Annotated in this window: 17 protein-coding genes and 1 pseudogene; 4 read left to right on the forward strand and 14 right to left on the reverse strand. The window is 57.7% G+C overall.

The features are described 5' to 3' along the window. Positions 1-3: 3 nt before the first annotated feature. The 14 genes and pseudogenes from M9920_02485 to rplM all read right to left on the reverse strand — a co-directional run bounded on the left by M9920_02485 (position 4) and on the right by rplM (position 14,646). Positions 4-1,275, reverse strand: a complete 1,272-nt coding sequence (locus M9920_02485; protein ID MCO5051156.1) for an alpha-amylase family glycosyl hydrolase — start codon at positions 1,273-1,275, stop codon at positions 4-6. Positions 1,276-1,326: 51 nt separating this feature from the next. Next, a complete protein-coding gene (locus M9920_02490) occupies positions 1,327-1,821 on the reverse strand; it encodes a hypothetical protein (protein ID MCO5051157.1) in 495 nt (164 codons plus the stop codon). Positions 1,822-2,043: 222 nt separating this feature from the next. After that, a pseudogene (locus M9920_02495) lies at positions 2,044-2,223 on the reverse strand (prepilin-type N-terminal cleavage/methylation domain-containing protein). A gap of 94 nt (positions 2,224-2,317) precedes the next feature. Continuing rightward, positions 2,318-3,061 carry a hypothetical protein gene (locus M9920_02500; protein MCO5051158.1) on the reverse strand — a complete coding sequence of 248 codons (744 nt, stop codon included), beginning with the start codon at positions 3,059-3,061 and terminating at the stop codon, positions 2,318-2,320. A gap of 169 nt (positions 3,062-3,230) precedes the next feature. Continuing rightward, on the reverse strand, positions 3,231-5,558 hold the full coding sequence (locus tag M9920_02505; protein MCO5051159.1) for a VCBS repeat-containing protein: 2,328 nt from the start codon (positions 5,556-5,558) through the stop codon (positions 3,231-3,233). 60 nt (positions 5,559-5,618) lie between these two features. Beyond that, a complete protein-coding gene (locus M9920_02510; GenBank protein MCO5051160.1) occupies positions 5,619-7,643 on the reverse strand; it encodes an ATP-binding protein in 2,025 nt (674 codons plus the stop codon). A gap of 281 nt (positions 7,644-7,924) precedes the next feature. Beyond that, on the reverse strand, positions 7,925-9,259 hold the full coding sequence (gene argJ, locus M9920_02515) for a bifunctional glutamate N-acetyltransferase/amino-acid acetyltransferase ArgJ (protein ID MCO5051161.1): 1,335 nt from the start codon (positions 9,257-9,259) through the stop codon (positions 7,925-7,927). 269 nt (positions 9,260-9,528) lie between these two features. After that, positions 9,529-9,954: a transcriptional regulator gene (locus tag M9920_02520; GenBank protein MCO5051162.1), complete on the reverse strand. Its 426-nt coding sequence runs from the start codon at positions 9,952-9,954 to the stop codon at positions 9,529-9,531. Then, positions 9,951-10,259, reverse strand: coding sequence for a type II toxin-antitoxin system HigB family toxin (locus M9920_02525; GenBank protein MCO5051163.1), 309 nt, complete (start codon positions 10,257-10,259; stop codon positions 9,951-9,953). Before M9920_02525 ends, M9920_02520 begins: the two co-directional genes overlap by 4 nt. Positions 10,260-10,484: 225 nt before the next feature. After that, entirely contained in the window at positions 10,485-12,146 is a 1,662-nt protein-coding gene (locus tag M9920_02530; protein ID MCO5051164.1) for a putative transporter, read from the reverse strand. 23 nt (positions 12,147-12,169) lie between these two features. Beyond that, positions 12,170-13,231, reverse strand: a complete 1,062-nt coding sequence (gene argC / locus M9920_02535; GenBank protein ID MCO5051165.1) for an N-acetyl-gamma-glutamyl-phosphate reductase — start codon at positions 13,229-13,231, stop codon at positions 12,170-12,172. A gap of 46 nt (positions 13,232-13,277) precedes the next feature. Then, positions 13,278-13,733, reverse strand: coding sequence for a GNAT family N-acetyltransferase (locus tag M9920_02540; protein MCO5051166.1), 456 nt, complete (start codon positions 13,731-13,733; stop codon positions 13,278-13,280). 51 nt (positions 13,734-13,784) lie between these two features. Beyond that, positions 13,785-14,183 carry a 30S ribosomal protein S9 gene (gene rpsI, locus M9920_02545; protein MCO5051167.1) on the reverse strand — a complete coding sequence of 133 codons (399 nt, stop codon included), beginning with the start codon at positions 14,181-14,183 and terminating at the stop codon, positions 13,785-13,787. A gap of 28 nt (positions 14,184-14,211) precedes the next feature. After that, positions 14,212-14,646, reverse strand: a complete 435-nt coding sequence (gene rplM / locus M9920_02550) for a 50S ribosomal protein L13 (protein MCO5051168.1) — start codon at positions 14,644-14,646, stop codon at positions 14,212-14,214. A gap of 118 nt (positions 14,647-14,764) precedes the next feature. Between rplM and lspA the strand changes: the two genes are divergently transcribed. The 4 genes from lspA to M9920_02570 all read left to right on the forward strand — a co-directional run bounded on the left by lspA (position 14,765) and on the right by M9920_02570 (position 17,172). Next, complete coding sequence (gene lspA, locus M9920_02555) at positions 14,765-15,313, forward strand: signal peptidase II (protein MCO5051169.1); 549 nt, start codon at positions 14,765-14,767, stop codon at positions 15,311-15,313. Between the two features lie 9 nt (positions 15,314-15,322). Further along, positions 15,323-16,276, forward strand: a complete 954-nt coding sequence (locus M9920_02560; GenBank protein MCO5051170.1) for an RluA family pseudouridine synthase — start codon at positions 15,323-15,325, stop codon at positions 16,274-16,276. 81 nt (positions 16,277-16,357) lie between these two features. Continuing rightward, positions 16,358-16,756, forward strand: a complete 399-nt coding sequence (locus M9920_02565) for a type II toxin-antitoxin system Phd/YefM family antitoxin (protein MCO5051171.1) — start codon at positions 16,358-16,360, stop codon at positions 16,754-16,756. Beyond that, positions 16,753-17,172, forward strand: a complete 420-nt coding sequence (locus M9920_02570) for a putative toxin-antitoxin system toxin component, PIN family (GenBank protein ID MCO5051172.1) — start codon at positions 16,753-16,755, stop codon at positions 17,170-17,172. The genes M9920_02565 and M9920_02570 overlap by 4 nt, the downstream gene beginning before the upstream one ends. Positions 17,173-17,191 lie beyond the last annotated feature (19 nt).

Raw genomic sequence — 17,191 nt, forward strand, 5'->3', positions numbered from 1 at the left:
CCGTCAATCCCGCTGCGTCACCAGCACGATTCCCTGTCCCGGTCGTAGCGCGTAATGGAATGGCTCGGGGATAAACTCCATTGGAAATTCGGGGGACACATCACGGAGCGGTGCGCCCGCTTGCACGAAATGGCGGAAGTGATCGGTCGCGAACTCCTGGTGCCGGTGTTGGTCCTTGTTCAAAATGAGCAACGCCTCGCCTTTGCCCCGCGTTGAAGCCTTCCACATGAGCAGGATATTCGGGTTATGGTACGGCAGCACGTTGACCAGACTCTCCTCCTGAAACACTGGAAATCGCTGCTTGATCCGGTTGACGGAACGGATAAATGGCTGCAAATCCACGCCATTCAACTGCCAGTCTGCCGGAGTGGTATGCACCACGTGCAACGGCCGGCGCAGGCCAAACTCAAATCCCATCGGCATCATCACCCCGGCTGAAAACAGCGCGGCAAACAAATATCGCTGCTTGAGACCGTTGAGATTCCCGTTCAGTTCCTCGCACAAACGCGGCGTGTCGTGGCTTTCCGGAAAGCTGATGGACCCCGCCGTTTCCCGCAGGAGATTGTATTGCTCAATCAACCACCAACTGTTCAAGTCCCACCACTTGGAGCTGTTGAACACGTAATCGAATCCGGCGCGCGCGGTGGCGCGAGTTTCATCCACCGAACACCCCAACGTCTCCGCCGCGAAACAAATCCGCGGATGCAGTCGCTTGGTTTCCTCGATCAACCGCCGCCAGAAATTGGTTGGCACCATGTAAGCCGCGTCGCAACGAAAGCCGTCAAACCCCAACGCCAGCAGGTGGGTCACAATTCCCTGGCAGTAACGAAACAGTCCTTCGGCATCCCGAGACTGATGAAAATCCAACTGCGCCAGGTCCGCCCAGACCACGCGCGTCGCGCCGTGTTGACAGGAAGCATGAGCAACGCGCCCGGTGGCATCGCGCGCGAACCAGTCCGGATGTTGTTGCAGCAAAGGCGAATCGTAGGCGCAATGGTTGATCACCAAATCAATCATCAGTTTCAATCCGCCCGCATGGGCCTGCGAGATCATGGCGCGACATTGATCATCCAACGAAGCCGGGTCGCCCGGATTTGCCAGCGCGGGATTCAGTTGATGATAATCGGTGATGGAATAAAGGCTGCCCGACACGCCCGGACGCTGGATGGGATTGATATACACCCAGTCAAAGTCCAGCGCGCGTGCGCGTTCCAAGTGCGGTTGCCAGCGGGCGAACGGCCCGGCCAAAAGCGGAAACAAATTGTAAAGGACCATTTCTTCGTTGCGAGAATGATGCGGAGTTGCGCCGCCCGGAAAAGCTAAATTTCAAGACGCACGGACATTCTCGCGAATGGCAATCGCCTCAAAGTAGTCGTTCGGAAGGTCGCGCTCGTCAGCGTTGATGCGAGAAATAAACTCCCCAACAGATCCGCAAATCGGAACGAACACAGACCGGATATCCTGAACGGAATACATTTGCTCGTGCATCAAATAGCCGATTGCACCTGGTGATTTCTCCAAGTCCACCACAATCAAGTCGCCATTCGGAGCACTTCCGATGATGAAAAGACCGGCCTGAATCACTCTTGGGAATTCCACGTTTCGACGCATTATTGTGGCCTCGTCAAAAATGCAGCCTGCGCCAGCCCATAGCTCGGTCTTCGGACTGTGCGTGGTCAGGAAGCTGACAAGACGAGACGGAAGCAATCGCGATGATTCCAACCAACGGGCGACTTCAGGCGAAGCCCTACCAACTCTGCCTCCACCAGCCTGGGCAAGCCGCCGCATTGTCTTCTCAAAAAGTCCCTTTTTCAGATTCATTACTCAGACTCCTTTCGGCAGCGATCAACTCCGTTAGCCAAGCAATTCATGCGAGTTTTGTTTCCCCTTGCGACTTTGCATCCATCAAACCACGCGCCCGGCCAGCTTTGAGGTATGGCCCAAGCAACGACGAGATGCGCCTGGCTCGATCCGTTTTCCGGCCCTCAAACCGCCGACCGCATAACTTCGTCATTCCTGCGGATACATTAACGCCATCTGATCCAACTGCCTGAGATTGCTCAGGCAGTTGACCTGATGCGCCTTGAGTTTGGCCGATGCAAGCGACGGTAACAGCAAGGCCGCCAAAATCGCGATGATGGCAATCACAATTAGGAGTTCAATCAGCGTGAATGCGGATACCGCTACTCCGCCGGAATAGGGATATTGTCCTTTTCTTCTCATCCTTCATTTGCAATCTGGAAAACACCTTCCAGCCCCAGTTGACGCTTGCCCTCAAATGCTACGAATCGAATCCTATGTCTTGTGCCAGTATCACTTAGCGCGTTTCCCTATTAGCTCGCCCCACGTCTTTGAGTTCTTCCCATGTTGGATATGGTGATCGTCCATGCTTAAGTAGATAAATATTGCCATCCGTGCCTTCGCGCTTGCTCCACTTGGGAAACTTAGTCTGCAATTCTTCCGCCATAATTAGCGCCTTATCCAAGTTATGCTGGTGACATTCGCTGATTATGAGCATGCGGCGCATGTAGGGCTCTATTTCCTTGAGCGGAGTTTCTGAAACCAATGTAAAACGCAAAAACTGTTTGTCCTTCTCAACTTCATAATCTCTGACGTTAGCCAAAATCTCATCAACCTGCACCCTCAACCCTGCGTGATCTCCGATATCAAGGAGAAGGCATGCCCTTACAATCCGAGCAATCTTCGCGGTTCCAGACCGTTCCGACTTTGCGATAATCTCCTTAAGGCGGTCAGCACGCTCTGCGTTTCTATGTTTTGTCTCCGATATGTTCCAGCTACGGTCTGTTGCCGCCTTGGCAAAGACTAACCAAACCTCCGCCAAGTAAGCTTCCTCAGTGTCGGGATATTTTGAGACAAAGCCCTCAAGTGCTTCCCGATTGGTTAGATTATACCAGCCAGGGTTTTCATTTGAACCTATATCTGGGTCTTGCGCTGGCTGCGGTTTCCATAAGGTTGCTTCCAGAATTGGGCCTAATTCATTTTCGCGGGAAAGCGCAATAGCGTCTGGGCGATTGCACCCACCATTCGTCAATAGCAACATACAAGCTAGACAGCACTGTATGATGGAGACAGTGTCTGATGTTACTGGCCTGCCCATTGAGGTTCAGCTTTTAATTCAAAGTTAGAAAGAAACGATTCACCGATAGTTCCCACTAGATGATAGGCATTCTTAGCTTTTCAGAAAAAAACACCCGACGACAGCAATCAAATCACTCCTGCGGATACAGCAAAATGCGATCATGCACCACCACGGCCAGATCGTTTTTCCCGTCCCCGGTCAGGTCGGCCACCACGACTTCGCGAGGTTCGTTGGCGTCTCCCGAACGCGGGCGGAAACTGCGTTGCTCGAACACCGGCCACCGTTCGCTCCGCCGCAACTTGTGCTCCGGCGTGAACGACACCAGGTCCAGATAATGTTTGCTCGTCTCCAGAAACACCAAATCCTTGCGCCCGTTGCCGGCCAGATCGCCCGCCGTCACGTCAGTCAGAAATCCATCCTGGATCGGCGTCTCATAATCATCCAGCACGTTGTAATCCCAAACCTCACCCGCCAGCGACATCCACGCGACCGTATTGCCGCCGGTGAAAGCGACAGTGGGTAATGAGGTTGAGCCAAATTTCACCGCCTGCAGATCGGTAAAGCCGGCCACGGGCAGAGGCGCGTTCCGCACCACCTGCCAGACTCCGGAGGCGTCACGTTCGCACAGCGTGAGCGACTTGCGTTCGGCATCCAGGAGGAAGAGCGCCGGAGCGTCATTCGCGCCGCGCGCCACCGCCGTCGCGCCGATCAAACGCGAGTTTGCCGCCGCGCCGTTGATTTGCTCTTTCACCTGAAATCCCCATTCCGTTTTATTGCTGCCACCCAACGTCGTGGTTTGCGCCCGCAACAAGACGGCGCGTAAAAAATTCTTCTGAGCGAGCAACAACTCCGGTTTTCCATCCGCATCCACATCCGCGATGCTGGACCAAGGTTGTTCCAACAGGCCGCCGGGCGGCGCGACATCCTGTTCCTCGAAATCCTCGCTCCCGGCTTTTTGCAGCAAGACCTTGACTTTTTCGTAAGGCGTCAAGGCGACCAGATCCATCCGCCCATCCTGATCCACGTCATGAAATAACAACGTGGTTGGATTCGCTTTGAAGTTCTGGTTCAACCGCCAGGTCTTTACCGCGCCATCCGCTGAGCGCAGGGTGAGCACGCGCCGATCATCATCTTGCACGCTGATCACCGCCAGCACCGGCCGGGCGGTCGGTTGCAATTGACCGACGGCCAACGTCACGGGTTTGCCCTCCAACGCGATTAGTTCCGGAAACGGCACCCGCCCGCCGGAATCCAACCGGGTGACCCCGACCTGGCGCTCGTCCGCGCTTAACAAAAAGATTTCCACTTGGCCGTCGCCGTCCCAATCGGCCGCCGCAATTTCACTCACGCCGGCCAGCGTGGGGAAACGACGGGGTGAGGCCAGCGACGCATCCTGATTTTGCAGATAAACCGAGAGTTGCCCGCGCTCCGGTTCCGCCACGAGCAAGTCCGGGCGCCCATCCTGATTCACGTCCGCCCAAATCAAGCCGCGTTTGGCTTTGGTGGTCCGATCCAGCGGCAACACCTGAAATTGGCCTTGTTTGAATTCGTCAGCCAGCGGCTCGGCGGGTTTGCGAACGAACTGCGCCACTTGCGCCCGGCCTGAATCCCGCAACACCGTGGTGAGATAGGTCTGGCGGTCATGCTCCAGGTGATCGCCCCAAAATGAACGAATGGCGGGCACGCGAAAGAAAATCTCCGGTCCGAGCTGGCCCTCCGCCTGTTGCAACCGAAAGCGGAAAGGCGTGGTGCCGTCGAAGGTGGTGAGCAGAAGGTCATTGCGCCCGTCCCCGTCCAAATCCAGCACCTGCACCGAGCGGACCGGCTCGGACAACGGCAACTTCTGCGGTTCACTCAACGTATGATCCGCCTGTTGGTAGATGAGGTAAGCGTGATTTTCAGCCAACAAAACCAAATCCAAACGTCCGTCACCGTTGATGTCGCCCACGGTCATCGCGTTAGCGGACATCTGCCCGTCGTCAATCGCAAACCGTTTGGGAGCGCTCCAACCTTCGCCTTTTTCATTATAGAGAACCAGCAGCTCCTTCGGCTCGCCGTAGTAGGCCAGGTCGGGCCGGCCGTCGCCGTTCAAATCAGCCACCGCCAACGCGCCAATCCGCTTTTCCGCCGGAATGGAATCAACGCGAAAGCGCGCGTCCGGAGGCAGATCGTTGATTTCGCCAAGCGACGCCGGACGGTCCGTCGCTTGATTGGTGTTGCCGGTTTGGTTGTAAAGCAGGGAAATTTTGGCGCGCGCATTGTTCACCACCACCAAATCCAACAACCCGTCACCATTCAAATCCGCCGCGTGGAGTTGCGCGATTCCATTTTCGATTGGAAAAATCTCGGGGCCGATGAAACTCAACCGGCGGGCGGAAGACTCAGCGGAAAACGCCAGCTTCGCGCCAGCCAGAAGGATGATTAGGGTCGCCAGACCGCGATATTTGGCCGTGTTCATCAGCGCGGCCAGCCTGCCAGTGCGGGATAACTTTGACCAGTTTTATTCAAGGGCGCGCCGTCAGTTCGTCGCGCCGGAAGCCTTCTCCAACGGCAACGAAATCCGCACTATGCCGGAGTGGTCTCCCGCCGCCGGTACGAGCTCCAATTTGCCGTGATGCGTTTCGAGGACTTTACGCGTCACCGCCAGTCCCAAGCCCAAGCCCACATTTCGAGTCGTGTAAAACGGCGATGCCGCATTGCGAACAGCCTCCGGGGCGAACCCCTTGCCATTGTCGCGCACCTCGATTTGCAGCATGGAATCGCCACTGCCGTTCTCCGCCGCGCTCAAATGCACGTCAATTTTCGGGTCAGTCGGGTTGGCTTGCAACGCGTTGATCAGCACCTCGGCCAAGGCATGCCTCAAGGCTGGCCGATCCCCGCTCACGGACGGCGACTTGAGCGTGCTTTCATATTTCAACGTCGCCTTGATGGGCTGATACTTTCGAGCTTCCTGGTACGCCTCCTCGATGAGCGATTTCATCGCAATCGGTTCCTGACTAATGGCGCCATCCCGCGCCAGAAAACGCATCTGGTTGACCAGGCGGTTGACGCGCTTGACGCCATCCGCCAACGCCGTATCCAGCGAAGCCCGGAATTCCGCGTCCCGGAATTTTTCCGCCAGCAATTGCTGGTGCGTGGAAAGTGGCACCATGGCGTTGCCGACCTCATGCGCCAGCCGGTCGGCCATGGTCTTGACGAGGCGCAGATTGGCGGCCTCGACTTCCAAGCGCCGCAACTGCTCGCTCTGCGTTTGATCATCCATGATGAGCAACGCGGCCACAGTCTGACTGCCGCCCGGCTTTTGCAACGGCACCACCGTCACGGCGAAAACCGTTCCGGGAGCGGACGGAGGTTCATAACGGAACGTGGCGAGCGCGGCGCCGGTCCGCAGCACTTGGAAAATCTTCGCCCCTAATTCCTGGGGCAGATCGGCAAACTCCAATTCCCCGCTCCGACCGGGAGCGTTGCGCAAATGTTTCCGCGCCATGCGGTTCACATGCAAAACCTTCAAGTCGCTGCCGACGACCACGCAGGCGCTGTTCAATTCGCGCAGCACGTTGGCCAGGAGTTCATTGTTCCCAACCAACTGGTCGTGCAACCAGATGTTGCGCACCGCCAGCCCCACCTGCTCCAGCAAATGAAAAATCAATTCCAGCTCGGGATTGGTCAGCGTCTCGCCGGTGATCCGGGTGTCGAAAACCGCCAGCCCGAGCAAACTTTCCCGATCAAAAATCGGCACCGCCACCTGCCCGCCGATGGTGTCGAACTCTTTTTCCACCTCGGGGTCAGCCAGAGCTTCCGGGGCGTTGCGGCGCAAAATATGCCCCAAATGAAAAACCTGTCGGCCAATGCCGGACTCGAGTGACAGCTCGAGGTTTTCGAGCAGGTCAGTGGAAATTCCGAGGGCCGCGCGCGGTTGCAGGCGCGGGATTTGATCCGGCACGCTGCCCAAGCCGTCATTGGTCGAATTGCCGCGCAGGAAAATCGCGGCGCGATTAAAACTGATGATTTCCCGCAGTTGCAGCAAAAACTGCCGCAACATGGCTTCCGCATTCAACGAGTGGGCGAGCAGCGAAGAAAAGCTGCGCAGCACGGTCAGCGATTGCGGCGGAGGCGGAACATTGGCCACCGGCATTGGCGTGGATCGTAGCGGAAACATTGGCTGCAGCGTGATTGCCGGGGGACGAATCTTGAACGACCGTTCCAGCAAGGTCTCCAAGGCACGCGGGCGGAGGGGCTTGGATAACACCTGCGTTGCGCCGCGCAACAACACTTCTTCCTCCCACTCGGATCGCATCCCGCTGGTATAAACGAGGATCGGGCAGTGCGCGCTTTGTCGGCGCAATTTCTCAACCAACCAGACCACCTGAACCTCGGTGAAATCGCTGTCTATGATCACCGCCTGAGCCAGATCATGAGTCAATAGTGGTTCGGCTTCCTCCGCCGAGATGCGATGGATGACGCGGTAATCCGCGGGATTCAGACCGGATCGGACCGCTTCCGCCATTTCTGGGTGCGGCGATAACACAAGCAGCGTTTTCATGGCCCAATCACATCCTTCTGAGTACGACAAAGTTCTTTTGGGTCAACTCCAACTCCTTTGCATTCGGTTCGCCCGAATACGCGAACGACATCTGCCTCCAATACCCGAAGTCGTCCGATCTGTGCCCGACATGCAAAAGCAGCACAGGAGAAACTTCCCGCTCTTAGAAAGACATACCGGAGCCGCTTGGTCAACCAATTCTTGTCCGTGTCACCCCGGTTTGTGTCCGGGATTAACCCGAGTCACGCGCCGCCTCATTTTTTTGGCCAAATTCGACCGGTTTAACCGCCCAATGTCGTCGGGTCGTTGACGTCACCTTTATTGAAATCCACATACGCCTCGGTCAAATCAGCGGCGTACATGACCGCCTCAGCCTTGCCCAGATTCAGGTTGACATGCAATTCAAACTCTTTGGGCGCGGTAGCGACGCAAAGCTGGCGGAAAGTCACCCGCGTCGGTTGACCGCGCTTGAGACTCCACACCAATTTTTTTGATCCGGGAGCGCTGTAGCCAATGTCCACTTTTTCTTCCAGCACCGTGGCCGCCGAGTAGCCCAACGCGTCAATGATGCGCCCCCAATTCGGGTCACCACCGTGCCAACTGGTTTTCACCAGCGCACTGTTCGCCACCGCCCGCGCCGCCGCGTCCGCATCCTGAATCGTCTTTGCGCCCTGCACCCGCACCGTCACCACGCGATGCACCCCCTCGCCGTCGCGCACAATCATCTTCGCCAGTTCCAGAGTAACGTGATTCAGCGCCGCTTGAAATAACGCAAACTCGCGGCGGCCCGGCTGCAAACGCGGATTCCCCGCCAATCCATTGGCCAAAACCAGTACGGTGTCGTTCGTGCTCATGTCGCCATCCACGGTGATGCAATTAAAACTTTGCGCCACCGCTTCCTGCAACGCGGCCTGCAACGCCTTCGCCCCAATCGCCGCATCCGTGGTGATGAATCCGAGCATGGTGGCGTGTAATCCGCCGTGCGGCAAAGCGGCGGGACGTTTCCCCGTCGCCGACATGCCGGGTTGAATCATGCCCGCACCCTTGCAAATGCCGCCGATGCGAACTTTCTTTCCGTTCAACTTGAACTCCACCGCGATCTGCTTTGGCTTTGTGTCGCTGGTCATGATGGCTTCCGCCGCCTCGTTGGCGTGCGCCGGAGCATTGCCCAGAAGTTGCAACGCCTCGCGAATCCCCCGCTTCACGTTGGTGAGCGGCAAGGTCACCCCAATCCGTCCGGTGCTGCCCACCAAAACTTGCGCTTCGGGAAGATGCAATTCCCGCGCGAGTGTCGCGGTCATTTCCCGCGCATCCTTCATACCTTGCCTGCCGGTGCAGGCGTTGGCATTGCCGGAGTTCACCACAATGGCCTGCGCGACGCCCGTCTGCACACGCTCGACGCAAACTTTCACCGGCGCGGCACACACTTGATTCGTTGTGAACATCCCCGCCACTGTCGCCGGCACTTCGGACACAATGAGCGCCAAGTCGCGCTTCTTGCCCTTCTGCGATCCCTTGCCCGTGCCGAGCCGTTTGATGTCACAAAATACACCACTGGCGAGGAAACCTTGCGGTGCGACGATTGAACCTTCGATAACTTTGAATTTTAGCTTCATGAAAAACCGGCAAGAGCTTGCCAGCGCGCCGCCGCGCCGCAATGCAAATCCAGCGCCGGAGGTGCGACAGAAGGTAGCCTACCGCGTGAGCTGGGGGTTTTGGTCGGATAAATCACCAGCCCCGGCAGGGGCAGAGAACCGTCGCCGCGCGACGGATTCAGTCGCCCCTACGGGGCTTGCTTCAAGACCATATTCCCACACGGCTGACACCGTGGGCGGCCAGTTCACGCGGCTTTGCAGCTTTGACTGCGAAAGCTGCGCCGCGTAGTTCACATAAAAATCTCAGGACTGACTTTGAAACGCACCGCCAGTTTTCGGATATGGTCGAGGGTCAGATTACGGTCGCCGCGTAAAATCATGGCTCCCAGATTGCGACTGCCGCCCAAAAGGCGCGAAAGGTCCGCCGCCGTAAGACTGTTTTCGTCGAGCAGGTGTTGCAGGATGTCCCGCCCCTTGAGCTTCGGCCATTTGACCCGCGTGGCGTCATAATCCGTCAGTAACGCGCTGAGCAGATCAAAATAATCGCGTTGGTCCACTGTAAAATCGTCCTGCCACAAGGCCATAGCATCGACGACTTCGGCAGTATTGTCGTATTCGGTTGCGTCGCGAATGGGCCGCGGCAGCAAAACCTCGCGGCACAAACTGACATAGTCCGTTGGCAGGTTGTCGAAACGCAGCTTCGTCTTGGTTTTCATAGTTCGTCTTTCCATTTGGCTTTGCTGTATTCGGCATGGGTAAAAAACCGCAGCGTGTAGGCCGTCTGCCGATCAAAGTGCAACGCCACGATCAACCGGTAGGCATTGCCGCAAACGTTGAACACCAGCACGGATTTCCCACTGGCAACCCACACTTGATCCGCGCTGGGATAGACCGCCCGCACGTCGGCCAGACTCCGCCACCGGGCGGCGCGCAGCACCCGCACCCAAGCCGTCAGATACCTGGCTGCCTTGGGATAAGCCTCGGCCGCATCGCGCAGGAATTTTTCCTTGATGATCCGCACGCATACAGAATGTATGCACAACAGCCGAAATGGGTCAACTCCAGTTCTTTCGGAAAATTGCGGCCCGCTGGGAGCGCGGCGGTCGTCCTGATGCGTTTCGAAAAACATCCGCATCAAGGGAATCGTTGTCGGAAGAATTTTTAAGCGCCGGAGGCGCGACAGAAGGTAGCTCACCGCGTGAGCTTTACGCTTTGCTTCGCCCTTCTCCCCCGAACGACGCCATCCTTACCGACAAAAGATCAGCACCAAAAGTTGCACTGACACGATGCGCAACAGCATGGTCAGCGGATAGACCGTCGCGTAGGCGATGGAGGGCGCGTCAGACTTGCAAACCGCGTTGGCAAACGCCAGCGCCGGGGGGTCGGTCATGCTGCCGGCCAACAGACCGCCGATCGTGGTGAAATTCAACTTGAGAACGGCGCGAGCCACCGTGCCCACGACCAACAGCGGGACCATCGTGATGACCAATCCCGTTCCGACCCACAACAAACCTTCGCTCGTAAACACCGTGCCGAAGAACTTTTCTCCGGCTTTCAAACCGACGCACGCCAGGAACAGCACAATTCCCAACTCACGAAAAGCGAGGTTGGCGGTGGCGGGCATGTACCAGATCATCGAACCAATGCGTCCGATCCGGCTCAAAATGATTGCGAGCAGGAGCGGCCCGCCCGCCAGCCCCAACCGCACGGGCACGGGGATGCCGGGAAAATGCAGCGGTAACATGCCGAACAACACGCCCAGCGCGATACCGACAAAGATCGGCACAAAATTGGTCGCGTTGAGCGCCGAGACGGAATTACCCAATTCCCGGGTGGCCAGCTCGAGCGGTTCCGCTTCGCCCACCAATTGCACCACGTCGCCGAATTGCAACACGAACTGACCCATCGCGGTCATCTCCAAGTCGGTCCGATTCACCCGCGTCACCGTGACGTTGTAGCGCGCGTCCAAATCCAGCGCGTCAATGGTTTTCCCCAACACTTCTTTGCGGGTAACGGCCACTTTGCGGGTGATGACGCGACTGGGTGACTGTGATAAATCCGCATCGCTGCGCAATCCGACAATCACGCGGAATTTTTCCAGATTGCGGCGCGTGCCGATGGCCAGCACAACGTCGCCCGGATGCACGACGGTTTGCTCAGTGGCTGTCTGGACTTCCTCGCCATCTTTGCGACGAATACGCGAAACCACCACGCCGATTTCTTCGCGTCCAGGAATTTCACCGATCGTCACCCCGTCCAGGTTCGTATTGGTCACGAGGACATTCATCCGCTCCACCGGCTCCACGTCGCGCACGCGCTCCGATTGGAAGGCTTCGGATTCCTGTTTGGGATTGATGCGGAAACCAAATTGCAACAGCAGCAACGAGGCGATGATGCCCAACACGCCGCCCGGATAGGCGGCGGCGTACGCCAGCGCCGGCAGCACCGTCTGATCGGCGAGTGGACCGCCAAGAGATTTGATAGTCTGCTGTAAAGCGCCCAACGAAGGCGTATTCGTGGTCGCACCGGTCAGCAACCCCAACGCCGCAATCAAATCCACTTTCAAAATGCGCGCGCCCAGCACCAGGGTCAGACCGACGCCCAGCACCACCACCAACGCCGCCAGTAGATTGAGTTTCAAACCTTGCTTGCGTAACGAAGCGAAGAAGCCGGGCCCCAGTTGCAATCCAATCGTAAACACGAACAGGATCAAGCCAAACTCGCGTACGAATTCGAGCGTCGCCGGCTCGATTTTGATTCCGAAATGGCCGGCCAGAATACCCGCGAACAACACGCCCGTCACGCCAACGCCAACGCCACGCAGCTTGAAGGTTGAAAGCACCAGCCCCCCTGCGCCCACTGCGGATAATATCAGCACCGCCCAGGCCACCGGGTTTGATTCCGCCATTTGAGTTACCCAATCCATACTGGCTATATCAATCCGGCCGTTTCCGGGAAACCGCAGTGGATATTCATGCTATGCACCGCCTGACCGCCCGCGCCCTTGATCAGGTTGTCCTCCGCGCTCATTACGATCAATCGCCCGGTGCGCGGATCAAGTCGCCACGCCATCTCGCAGATATTGCTGCCCACGATATTTTTCGTATCGGGAAACGCCTTGCCTTCCAGCAGCCGCACGAACGGTTCTTGCGCATAGGCTTTTGCGTAACAGGCGGCGATTTTCGCGCCGAACTGCGCCACGCTGGCTTCATCCGAAACCGTTTCCGTCGGCGTCAGATAAAGTGTCGTGAGAATACCGCGGTTCACCGGCATCAAATGCGGTGTGAATTGAATCACGACCTTCGTTCCGGCCGCCAGGGACATCTGTTCCTCGATCTCCGACAAATGCCGGTGCTTGGGCACGCCATAAGGCCGCGCGCTCTCGTTACATTCACAGAACAGGTAATCAATCTCCGCCTTGCGCCCGGCGCCACTGACGCCGCTGTAGGAATCGGCAATGATGCCCTGCGCTTGAACCAAACCCGCCCGGAGCAGCGGCAAGGTGGGCAGCAACACGCTCGTGGGGTAACAACCTGGCGAAGCAATCAACGAAGCGCGTTTGATGGCTTCCCGATAAAACTCCGGCAACCCGTAAACCGCTTGCGCCAGCAGTTCGGGCGCGGGGTGGTCGTGCGCGTAAAATTCCCGATAAACCGCCGGACTGCGCAAACGAAAATCCGCGCTCAAATCAATGACCGTTCCCCCGGCCTTCAGCAACGGCACGGCGTACTCCGCCGCAACGCCGTGCGGCAACGCGAGAAACACCAGGTCCGCCTGTCTGGCCAGTTCGTCCGCGTTCGGCTCTACAAACCGTAGCGACCGGGAAACCGGATGGCTCGCGAATTTGGGAAAGACCTGCGCCAGCGTTTTACCGGCGTTTTGTCGGGAGGTGACCGCGACCAGTTCCACGTGCGGATGGTTCAACAACAGTCGGACCAGTTCTTCCCCGGAGTAGCCCGATGCGCCGATAATGGCGACTTTCTTCGTCTTCATCTTCTATAAATTAGCCGTGATTTTTTCGGTTCACACGCAAATTACCTTAAACCACCTTCGTCCCGGTGCGGTAAAGACCGGGCCGGCGCAGTTCCATGTGATGTTCCGGTCGGCCCGCGGGTTTGAATCCGAAGGCGGCATAAAGCTCGTGCGCGTCCCGGGTCACCAGATTAATCCGACGCAACCCCTGCATTTGTGGATGCGCCATTACACATTCAATCAACCAATGCCCCAGCCCCCGACCGCGATACGCGGCCAGCACGTAAACATCGCAAAGATAGGCAAACGTCGCGTAATCCGTTATCACCCGCGCCAAGCCAATTTGCGCCGGGCCGTCGAACAATCCAAAGCACAAGGAATGTTGCACCGCGCGCGCCACCACTTCGCGCGGAATATCCTCCGCCCAATAAGCGGTGCGCAAAAAGGCGTGGATGGCATCCACGTCCTGCAACGCCGGGTCCGTGGAAATTTTCCAATTATCTCTCTTCCATTCGCGGTGCATAAATAAAAACCCCGCCAGCATCGCCAGCGGGGTTGAAAGGATCCCAGTCGCTTAACGCTTGCTGAACTGGAAGCGTTTGCGCGCTCCCGGCTGGCCGTATTTCTTGCGTTCTTTCATGCGCGGATCGCGCGTGAGCACCCCGCCGCGCTTCAGCGTCGGACGCAGATTGGCGTCGAATTCAAGCAACGCACGAGCGATGCCGTGGCTGACGGCGCCCGCCTGGCCAGTCGGCCCGCCGCCTTTGACGTTGATCTTTACGTCCAGCTTTTCCGCCGTGCCGGTAAGCGACAGCGGCTGCGTCGCCGTCACCCGCAATGTTTCCATGGGGAAATAGTGGTCAAACGCCCGGCCGTTCACGGTGATTTTACCGCTGCCGTTCGCCAAACGAACCCGCGCGACGGACGTCTTGCGGCGGCCCGTGCCGAGAAATTCAGGAGTCTTGGTAGCCATCGAGTAATTTGGTTATCGGAAATTGAAATTAGTGCGCGACCTTGAGTGCCGCCGGCTTCTGCGCCGCGTGATCGTGCTTCGGTCCTTTATACACTTTGAGCTTGGTCATCAACACGCGTCCCAGCCGGTTTTTGGGAATCATCCCCCGCACCGCCCGCGTGATCAGTTCCTCGGGGCGCTTGGCGCGCAGTTGCTCCACGGTGAAATACTTCTCGCCGCCCTTCCAACCGGAATACGTCATGTAGGTTTTATCGGTTTCCTTTTTGCCGGTGACCTTCACCTTCTCGGCGTTGACCACGATCACGAAGTCGCCCGCATCCAGATGCGGTGTGAACACGGGTTTGTTTTTGCCCCGCAAAATATCCGCCACCTGCACGGCCAACCGGCCCAACACCGCGCCCTCGGCATCAATAACGTGCCACTGGCGCTCATTCAAATTCACTTTCGGCAAATGCGTTTTCATTAAATTCCCGTCGAAGGGATGCAGACGTTATCAAATGAACGCCCAAAGTCAATAGCTCTTTACGCTGGATTTTCCCGGGTTGAATCCGGCAAGCTGCCCATCGGAGTGGTAAAATCGCGTGTTGAGCACTGAAAATCCAGCCACCAGTTCGCCCACCCGCCGCCTGCTGGTGGTGGCCGCCAGTCTTTACGCCCTGGACCAACTCACCAAATCCATCGTCCTCCAATTCCTCGGCCAATGGCAGGAACGCGTAATCATCCCTGGATTTTTCAAATTCGTCCATTGGGGCAACACGGGCGCCGCCTGGAGCTTCCTCTCCGGCAATAACAAACTGCTCGCCGGCGTCGCCGCCGTTGCGCTGGTGGGACTATTCCTGGCGCGCAAACACTTCGATTTGCGTTCCAGACTCGGCCAATTCGCGTTCGGCGCAATTCTCGGCGGCATCGCCGGCAACCTGACCGATCGCCTGCTCCCCAGCCGCCAACACGTCATTGATTTCCTTCGGTTCTATCTCGATACCGCTCGGGGCGAAGTTGGCTTTCCCGCTTTCAACGTCGCCGACAGCGCCATCTGTGTTGGCGTTGCGTTAATTTTTTGGGTGACGTGGCGCACGGAAAAAATGGCGCGGCTCGAAACCAAAACCCCCGCTGAACCCAAAGCTTCCTGAGTTTTTGGGATGACCACCACGCGCACGGACACGCTGACCATTGACCGCTCCTACCCGAACGAGCGCCTGGATGCTTTTCTACGACGACAATTCCCCGCCCTCTCGCGCGGTGCGATTCAACGCCTTATCGAACAAGGCCACATCACCGTCAATGCCAAGCCCGTCAAACCCACGCACACCCCGCGCGCCGGCGAAGTGGTTCGCCTTGAATTTCCCGAAGCCAAACCCGCCGCCGCGCAACCCGAGGACATCCCCCTCGATATTCTCTACGAAGACGCGGCGTTGCTTGTCCTGAACAAACCGCCCGGACTCGTCGTGCATCCGGCGGCAGGCAACGAAAATCACACCCTGGTCAATGCGCTGCTGCATCATTGCCGAGGCGAACTCAGCGGCATCGGCGGCGTGGCGCGACCCGGCATTGTCCATCGGCTTGACAAGGAAACCAGCGGTTGCCTCGTCGTCGCCAAAAACGACGCGACACATACCGCGCTCTCGGCGCAATTCGCCGCCCGCTCCATTCAGAAAATTTATCTGGCCCTCGTGTGCGGCCTGGTCCCGAACAACTCGGGCCACATCCGCGCGGCCATCGCCCGACATCCCACCCAACGCAAACGCATGGCCATTCACGACGACGCCACCGGCCGCGCCGCCCACACCGAATACCGCGTTCTCGAACGACTCAACGCCGCCACCTTGATGGAAGCGCACCTGCACACCGGCCGCACCCACCAAATCCGCGTTCACTTTCGTCACCTTGGCTTTCCGATTGCCGGCGACTCCACCTACGGCCAGCGCCAAACCCGTCGGCTGACGGAGCTGACGCATTACGCGCCGCCGCGACTCCTGCTCCACGCTCAACAACTCGCCTTCACCCATCCACGCACCGGAAAGAAACTGGCGTTAACCGCACCCCTTCCCACCGACTTCGAAGAAGCACTCAAGTTCCTGCACATACCTGATTGACGCCCGGTTCAATGGCCGAAAAATCTTCGTTTTTCAAAACGGCCAACGCGACGGAGAAAACAACCGCCCGCGCACCACGTTGTGCCCTCAACCAAAATCCTTCCCGGTGTCTTTTATCTTGAGCCAACGGAATTGAGAGCGGCCAATCGCAGCTTGCTCACAATTTTCTTCGAGGCTAACGTGACCATCATGAGCACGATCACGGTGAGTGAATTGAAGAAAAAGCCGGCCAAGCAATGGTTCAAGTCCGCCAGCAAGGATGACTTGATCGTCACGGCAAAAGGCGAACCGGTAGCCGTGTTATTGCACATTGCCGCAGCCTCGATGGATTCCACCCGGGCGTTGGTGCGCAGCGTGCGGGCGTTGCAGGCGCAAGCCGTCCTGCAACAAGCTGCAGTTGGAAATGGTACTGCGGAGTTTTCCATGTCGGACATTGACGCGGAAATCACTGCCAGCCGTCGCGCCCGCCATCGGAAATGAAAATCGTGCTCGACACCAACGTCGTCGTGTCGGGCCTGCTTCAAGCGCGGGGAAATCCAGCCTGCATCCTCTCGCTGGTGCTGTCGGGCGCAACCCGGATTTGCCACGACAAGCGCATTCTGGCCGAGTATTCAGAAGTACCCGCCCGCCCACGTTTCAAACTCGATCCTCAGCGTGTCCGCAATGTTTTGAGTAAAATTAAAACCGACGGCCTGGCCATCGAGGTCGGCGGCAAATTCAGTTTGAGTTTACCCGACCCAGACGATCAGCCGTTTCTGGAAGTGGCATTGGTAGCGGCGGCAGATTTTCTCATAACTGGAAATCTTGCTGATTATCCGCCGGATAAGTGTAAGGGCTGTAATGTCATTTCGCCCGCGGCGTTTATGGCGGAGTGGCAACGCCAGGCAGGTAATTAGTTGCCGGATTTTTTCCTGG

Source organism: Verrucomicrobiia bacterium, assembly GCA_023953615.1.
In the GTDB taxonomy this organism is placed as follows: domain Bacteria; phylum Verrucomicrobiota; class Verrucomicrobiia; order Limisphaerales; family JADLHS01; genus JADLHS01.

Excerpts from the sequence above, each read along its gene's own strand:
- M9920_02485 (MCO5051156.1), bottom strand. The coding sequence starts at position 1,275 with ATGGTCCTTTACAATTTGTTTCCGCTTTTGGCCGGGCCGTTCGCCCGC.
- M9920_02490 (MCO5051157.1), bottom strand. The coding sequence starts at position 1,821 with ATGAATCTGAAAAAGGGACTTTTTGAGAAGACAATGCGGCGGCTTGCC.
- M9920_02500 (MCO5051158.1), bottom strand. The coding sequence starts at position 3,061 with ATGTTGCTATTGACGAATGGTGGGTGCAATCGCCCAGACGCTATTGCG.
- M9920_02505 (MCO5051159.1), bottom strand. The coding sequence starts at position 5,558 with ATGAACACGGCCAAATATCGCGGTCTGGCGACCCTAATCATCCTTCTG.
- M9920_02510 (MCO5051160.1), bottom strand. The coding sequence starts at position 7,643 with ATGAAAACGCTGCTTGTGTTATCGCCGCACCCAGAAATGGCGGAAGCG.
- argJ (MCO5051161.1), bottom strand. The coding sequence starts at position 9,259 with ATGAAGCTAAAATTCAAAGTTATCGAAGGTTCAATCGTCGCACCGCAA.
- M9920_02520 (MCO5051162.1), bottom strand. The coding sequence starts at position 9,954 with ATGAAAACCAAGACGAAGCTGCGTTTCGACAACCTGCCAACGGACTAT.
- M9920_02530 (MCO5051164.1), bottom strand. The coding sequence starts at position 12,146 with ATGGCGGAATCAAACCCGGTGGCCTGGGCGGTGCTGATATTATCCGCA.
- argC (MCO5051165.1), bottom strand. The coding sequence starts at position 13,231 with ATGAAGACGAAGAAAGTCGCCATTATCGGCGCATCGGGCTACTCCGGG.
- M9920_02540 (MCO5051166.1), bottom strand. The coding sequence starts at position 13,733 with ATGCACCGCGAATGGAAGAGAGATAATTGGAAAATTTCCACGGACCCG.
- rpsI (MCO5051167.1), bottom strand. The coding sequence starts at position 14,183 with ATGGCTACCAAGACTCCTGAATTTCTCGGCACGGGCCGCCGCAAGACG.
- rplM (MCO5051168.1), bottom strand. The coding sequence starts at position 14,646 with ATGAAAACGCATTTGCCGAAAGTGAATTTGAATGAGCGCCAGTGGCAC.
- M9920_02560 (MCO5051170.1), top strand. The coding sequence starts at position 15,323 with ATGACCACCACGCGCACGGACACGCTGACCATTGACCGCTCCTACCCG.
- M9920_02570 (MCO5051172.1), top strand. The coding sequence starts at position 16,753 with ATGAAAATCGTGCTCGACACCAACGTCGTCGTGTCGGGCCTGCTTCAA.